We start from the raw sequence: 6,913 nt of genomic DNA on the forward strand, positions 1-6,913 counted from the left end.
TGAACGATCAGCGGTGCCATGCAGTTGGGCAGCACGGTGATGAACATCAGGCGTGGCAGGCCGGCACCGGCCAGGCGTGCGGCGGTCACGTAGTCGCGGTTCAGCTCGCCCATCACCGCGGCGCGGGTCAGGCGAACGTAGGACGGCAGGGAGACGATGGCGATGGCGATGACGGTGTTGATCAGGCCAGGGCCGAGGATGGCGACGATCGCCACGGCCAGCAGCAAGGAGGGCAGGGCCAGCATGATGTCCATCAGACGCATGATGGTCGGGCCGAGCATGCGCGGGAAGAACCCGGCGAACAGACCCAGCATGATCCCCGGGATCAGCGACATGACCACCGATGACAGGCCGATCAGCAGCGACAGGCGCGAGCCCGCGATCAGGCGTGACAGCAGGTCGCGACCCAGCTCGTCGGTACCGAGCAGGAACTGCATTTGCCCGCCTTCCAGCCAGGCCGGTGGGGTCAGCAGGAAGTCGCGGTATTGCTCGCTCGGGTTATGAGGGGCAACCCAGGGGGCGAAGATCGCGCAGAAGATCACCAGCAGCATGAACATCAGGCCGGCAACGGCGCCCTTGTTCTTGGAGAACGCTTGCCAGAACTCTTTGTACGGGGACGGATAGAGCAGGCTGGTGTCGACTGCTACGGAGGGTGTTGGAGTACTCATTCGTAGGGTCTCAGCGCTGGTGGCGGATGCGTGGGTTTGCGAAGCCATAAAGAATATCCACTACAAAGTTGACCAGAATCACCAGGCAGGCGATTAACAGAATACCGTTTTGCACCACCGGATAGTCCCGGGCGCCGATGGCTTCGATCAGCCATTTGCCGATGCCGGGCCAGGAGAAGATGGTTTCGGTCAGTACTGCACCGGCCAGCAATGTGCCGACCTGCAGGCCGACCACGGTCAGTACCGGGATCAGCGCGTTACGCAGGCCGTGCACGAAGACCACGCGCGACGGCGACAGGCCTTTGGCGCGGGCGGTACGGATGTAGTCTTCACGCAGCACTTCGAGCATCGAGGAACGGGTCATCCGCGCGATCACGGCCAGCGGGATGGTGCCCAGTACGATGGCCGGCAGAATCAGATGGTGCAGGGCATCGAAGAACGCCCCGGTGTCATCGGCCAGCAAGGTGTCGATGAGCATGAAGCCGGTGCGTGGCTCAATGTCGTAAAGCAGGTCGATCCGCCCGGAAACCGGGGTCCAGCCCAGGGAGACCGAGAAGAACATGATCAGGATCAGGCCCCACCAGAAGATCGGCATCGAATACCCGGCCAGGGAAATGCCCATGACCCCGTGGTCGAACAGCGATCCTCGCTTGAGTGCCGCGATGACGCCCGCCAGGAGCCCCAGGATGCCGGCGAACAGCAGCGCAGCCATGGACAGTTCCAGTGTCGCCGGGAACAGTGAGGTGAACTCGCTCCATACACTTTCACGGGTACGCAGGGATTCACCCAGGTCACCCTGGGCCAGCTTACCGATGTAGTCCAGGTACTGGGCATACAGCGGTTTGTTCAGACCAAGGCGTTCCATTGCCTGAGCATGCATTTCGGGATCGACCCGACGTTCGCCCATCATCACTTCCACGGGGTCGCCGGGAATCATGCGAATCAATGCGAATGTCAGCAGGGTGATGCCGAAGAACGTGGGGATCAACAGCCCCAATCGGCGGGCAATAAAACTAAACATCTTCTGGTGTACCTCATCAGCCGGTTCGGCGTTCCCGGCAGCGTCGAGAGCAACGTTGCCGGGTGTTTTCTTATCTACTTCACTCGGGTAGTAGCGAAGTTGTTAGTGGTCAGGGGGCTGATGTGATACCCCTCGACGTTGTTGCGCATAGCCGTGAACATTCGAGTGTGCGCCATGCTGATCCATGGCTGGTCCTGGTGGAAGATCTCCTGGGCCTGCTCGTAGAGCGCCGCGCGTGCTGCCGGGTCGGTCTTTTCACGGGCCTGGTCGATCAAGGCCTGGAACTTGGCGTTGCACCAGCGAGCGTAGTTTTCTCCGTTTTTGGCCGCCTCGCAACTGAGCATAGGCGTCAGGAAATTATCCGGGTCGCCGTTATCGCCTGCCCATCCGGCGGACACCATGTCGTGCTCGCCATTTTTGGCGCGCTTGAGCATTTCGCCCCACTCCATGACGCGAATATCGACCGTGATGCCGACCTTGGCCAGGTCCGACTGCATCATCTGTGCGCCGAGCATCGGGTTCGGGTTGGTCGGGCCACCGCCGTTACGGGTGAACAGGGTGAACACGGTGCCTTCGGGCACGCCGGCTTCCTTGAGCAGGGCGCGGGCCTTGTCCAGGTCGTGTGGCGGGTTCTGAAGTGCGTAGTTGAAGCCCAGCAGGGTTTGTGGGTACGGGTTGACCCCGACCGTGGCGTTGCCCTTGCCGAACAAGGCGCTGACGTAGGCCTGCTTGTCGAACGCGATTTCAATCGCCCGGCGCACGCGCACGTCGCTCATGTACTGGCGCGTGGTATTCAGCGCGGTGTACGAAGTGGTCATGGCCTCGAGCTCGGCGACTTGCAGGTTCGGGTCTTTCTTGATGCTGGGGATGTCATCGGGCTTGGGATACAGCGCGATCTGGCACTCGTTGGCCTTGAGCTTTTGCAGGCGCACGTTGTTGTCGGTGGCGATCGCCAGAATCAAGGCTTCGCTGGGCGGGGCCCCGCGGAAGTACTCGGTGTTGGCCTTGAAGCGCACCTGGGCATCCTTGGCGTAGCGCTGGAACACGAAGGGGCCGGTGCCGATCGGCTTGTTGTTCAGGTCGCCCGTCTTGTTGGCCTTGAGCAACTGGTCGGCGTATTCGGCCGGGTAGATCGAGGCAAATGCCATGGCCACGTCAGGCAGGAAGGGGGCTTCCGGGCGGGTCAGGGTGAACTTGACGGTGTAGTCGTCGACTTTCTCGACGCTCTTGAGCAGCTCCTTGAAGCCCATGCTCTCAAAGTACGGGAAGCCCACGCTCGATTTGTCATGCCACGGGTGTTTCGGGTCCAGCTGACGCTGGAAGCTCCAGACTACGTCGTCGGCATTCATGTCGCGGGTCGGCTTGAAATAGTCCGTGGTGTGGAACTTCACACCTTTGCGCAGGTGGAAGGTGTAGGTCAGGGCGTCCGGGCTGATTTCCCAGCTCTCGGCCAGTGCCGGTTCGATGTCGGTGGTGCCGGGCTTGAAATCCACCAGCCGGTTGAAGATGGTCTCGGCCACCGCATCGGCTGTGACTGCAGTCGTGTACTGGACCATATCGAAGCCTTCCGGGCTGGCTTCGGTACAGACCACCAAGGGCTTGGCCGAGGCGCCGACAGCGACACTCAGCAGTGCAGCGGCGATGGCCGCTCGTAAAGGAAGCTTGTTCATCAATAACCCCTCTGCAATCGGTTGGATCTGAGTCGTGGAACGGCCGCTCGTCATTGAGTCAGCCGTTCGACGGGTGCTTAGAGAATGTTGAATGGAATGGTGGTGACCAGACGGAACTCGTTGATGCTGCCGTCGGCCTGGTTTTCGCTCGCACGGTGCGCGGTATAGGTCGCACGCACGGTGGTGGCTTTCAGAGGACCGCTTTGAATGGCATAGGTGGAGCCGATGCCGTATTCATAGTGGTGTTCGCCATCCATCGACTGCACGCCGTCGTAACCGCCACCAGCGTAGTGGGTACCGTCGATGCCCCAGCCGCGAGCCTGGTAGATGTTGAATTTCAGGCCTGGCACGCCGTACTCGGCCATGTTCAGACCGTAGGCCACCTGGAAGGACTTCTCGTTCGGGCCGTTGAAGTCCGAGAGCAGGGAGTTGGCCAGGTAGATGCCGTTGGTTTCATGCAGGTAGTCGAAGTACTCGTTACCGTTGATTTCCTGATAGGACAGGGTCAGGGTGTGGGCCTGGTGGGTCAGGCCGAACGACAGCGAGTAGGTGTCGTTGTCGATGTTGCCGAGCTTGGCCTGGCCTTCTTCCTGGGTCTTGTAGTAGTTCAGGCCGGTGGTCAGGCTCAGCACCGAGCTGTCGCCCAGCACGTGGGTGGCGCCGAAGTAGTACTGGTTCCAGAGATCTTCAGCCTGGGTGCCCCAGAAGCTGGTGGTCAGGCTGGCGAATGGCGAGTAGCTGATACCGGCAGTGTGGACGTGATCGGCTTCGGCATTGATGTCACCGTACTCGGAGCGGAATTTGCTCAGGCTTTCTTCGGTACGCGGTGAGTTGCGGTCGAAGGTGGCCACGTCGAAGGCCAGGTTGTTCAGTTCTTCGCTGTGCAGGGCCACACCCTGGAAGCTGGACGGTAGGGCACGGTTGCCGATGACGTCGACTTGCGGGCTGCTGAAGTTCATGCGGCCGGCGGTCAGGGTAGTGTTGGAGAGGCGTGCCTTGACGTTGGCCAAGCCCAGTTTGCTCCACTGGCCCTGGGCGTCGCCGCCTTCTTTGGTCAGCGTACGGTTGTTGCCCGCGCCTGGACGAGTACCCGGTGCGCCACCGTTGTTGGACGCCAGGTTCTCGCGGTCGCGTTCCAGCGCGACGGCGTTGTAGGCCGCCAGCTCAGTGCTGAAGCCGACGGGACCCTCGGTGAAGCCCGAGTTGTACTTGATGATGGTGCCCTGCACCCAGTTGATACGACGATCAGTGTCGACCGACTGGCCGTCTTTCTTGTACTTGAACTTGCCCCCACGCTTGAGCTGTTCGTTGGCGTACCAGTTACGGGTACTGCCATCGATCTTCTGGCCTTCGATGAAGCCGGTGGCCTCGGACTGTGCATTGTTGGTGTTCACGGTCACCGGGTTGAATGCCTGGCTCTGCGGTTCAGCATAAGCGGTGGCCGTAATGCTGCTGATGGCCAATGCCAACAGTGCTGTGCTGCTCAGTTTCATCAGTGAAGCTCCTTTCTTTCTTTTTTTTAATGCCGGTCTTTTTTGGTGATCCGGCTATTTGGTTTCGAACTCATTCAAGGCATCGCAAACGTTTGCCTGTGGCAGGATCGCCGAATTCAGGCAACAGCTTTGCGTGAGGGCGAAAATCGCCCTCAGGGTTCTGGCTAATCAGTTATTGGTCGATGCTGACGCCCGAGAAAACGTTGCGGCCGAAGGGGCTGACCTTGAAACCTTCGACTTTGGCGTTCAGCGGCTGGTTGACCGTCGAGTGGGCCACTGGGGTGATCGGCACTTGCTGCTTGAGCAATTGCTGAGCCTGTTTGTAGAGCACCGTGCGCTGGTCACGGTCGGTGACAATCTTGGCCTGCTTGATCAGCTTGTCGTATTGCGGGTCACACCACATGGAGTAGTTGTTGCCGCCAATCGCATCGCAGCTGTACAGGGTGCCCAGCCAGTTGTCCGGGTCCCCGTTGTCACCGGTCCAGCCGATCAGGCTGATGTCGTGCTCGCCATTCTTGGTGCGCTTGATGTACTCGCCCCATTCGTAGCTGACGATCTTCACGTTCAGGCCAATTTTCGCCCAGTCCGCCTGGAGCATTTCAGCCATCAGCTTGGCATTCGGGTTGTAGGGACGCTGTACCGGCATGGCCCACAAAGTGATTTCGGTGCCTTCCTTGACCCCGGCGGCCTTGAGCAACTCCTTGGCTTTTTCCGGGTTGTAGGCGGCGTCCTTGATCGTCTCGTCGTAGGACCACTGGGTTGGTGGCATGGCATTCACGGCCAGTTGCCCGGCACCCTGGTACACGGCGTTGAGGATGCCCTGCTTGTTCACCGCCATGTCCAGCGCCTGACGCACTTCGAGCTGGTCGAAGGGTTTATGCCGCACGTTGTAGGCGATGTAGCCGAGGTTGAAGCCCGGCTTCTCGATCAGTTGCAGCTTGGGGTCTTTTTTCAGCGCGTCGACATCGGCCGGGCGAGGGTGCAGGGTGATCTGGCATTCGCCAGCCTTGAGCTTCTGCACACGTACCGAGGCGTCGGTGTTGATGGCGAAAATCAGCTGGTCGAGCTTGACGCGGCTCGGGTCCCAGTACTGTTTGTTGCCCGCGTAGCGGATCTGCGAGTCTTTCTGGTAGCGCTGGAACACGAACGGACCGGTGCCGACCGGCTTCTGGTTGATCTCGCTGGGCTTGCCGGCGGCGAGCAACTGGTCGGCGTATTCGGCGGAGAGGATCGCGGCGAAGCTCATGGCGATGTTCTGGATGAACGCGGCGTCGACCGAGTTCAGGGTCATGACCACGGTCAGCGGCCCGGTCTTTTCGACCTTGGCGATGTTCTTGTTCAGGCTCATCCCGTTGAAGTACGGGAACTCGGTCGGGTAAGCCTTACGGAAGGGATGCTCGGGGTTGAGCATGCGGTTGAAGGTGAACAGCACGTCGTCGGCATTGAAATCCCGGCTCGGTGTGAAGTACTTGGTGGTGTGGAATTTCACCCCTTCGCGCAGATGGAAGGTGTACGTGAGGCCATCTTCGGACACATCCCAGCGGGTAGCCAGGCCGGGTACGACAGTGGTGGCACCCTTTTCAAATTCGGCCAGCCGGTTGTACAGCGGCTCGGCGGCATCGTTGTCGGTGGCGGTGGTGTATTGCGCCGTGTCGAAGCCCGCTGGGCTGCCTTCGGAGCAAAACACCAGGCTGTTGTTGGCCGCGTGGCTGATGGATGTGGCGGCCAGCAGGCCGGTGCCCAGTAATGCGGATAAAACCAAGGTATGGCGCATGACGCTCCCTCTTTTTTAGATGTTAAGCAGTGAGCCGTCGCCCCGTCCGGGGGCGTGCAGGTATCACTGGTCCAAAGCCATGGATTCAGCAGGTGCCAGCCCAGGTGCAATACGGCCGGACTTCGACGGTAGGAGTCGAAGACCAGGCAGTAAATGCGTAAGGCCTGAAAAACAGGTAGGAAAAGGCAATGCGTCCTAAACCTGCGGTGGTGGTCCACAGTGGTTTGGGATGTAGGCGATTTCCGCTGTCTTGGCAGATTGAGCCGTGGGGGGGGGGGGGGGGGGGG

At 60.3% G+C, this 6,913-nt stretch carries 5 protein-coding genes; all 5 read right to left on the reverse strand.

The window, feature by feature from the left end; genetic code table 11:
- The coding region (locus AC3WQN_RS22430; protein WP_492606957.1) for an ABC transporter permease subunit at positions 1-668 on the reverse strand (668 nt) is incomplete at its 3' end.
- Positions 669-678: 10 nt separating this feature from the next.
- The gene (locus tag AC3WQN_RS22435; protein WP_103402376.1) at positions 679-1,689 is read right to left on the reverse strand and encodes an ABC transporter permease subunit; all 1,011 of its coding nucleotides are present in this window, start codon (positions 1,687-1,689) and stop codon (positions 679-681) included.
- Between the two features lie 74 nt (positions 1,690-1,763).
- Positions 1,764-3,359 (reverse strand): ABC transporter substrate-binding protein, encoded by a 1,596-nt coding sequence (locus tag AC3WQN_RS22440; protein WP_103402375.1) that lies wholly within the window; start codon positions 3,357-3,359, stop codon positions 1,764-1,766.
- A gap of 77 nt (positions 3,360-3,436) precedes the next feature.
- Positions 3,437-4,852, reverse strand: a complete 1,416-nt coding sequence (locus AC3WQN_RS22445) for an OprD family porin (RefSeq protein ID WP_103402374.1) — start codon at positions 4,850-4,852, stop codon at positions 3,437-3,439.
- Positions 4,853-5,024: 172 nt separating this feature from the next.
- On the reverse strand, positions 5,025-6,626 hold the full coding sequence (locus AC3WQN_RS22450; protein WP_103402373.1) for an ABC transporter substrate-binding protein: 1,602 nt from the start codon (positions 6,624-6,626) through the stop codon (positions 5,025-5,027).
- Between the last annotated feature and the right edge of the window lie 287 nt (positions 6,627-6,913).

Source organism: Pseudomonas sp. FW300-N1A1 (genome assembly GCF_058789115.1).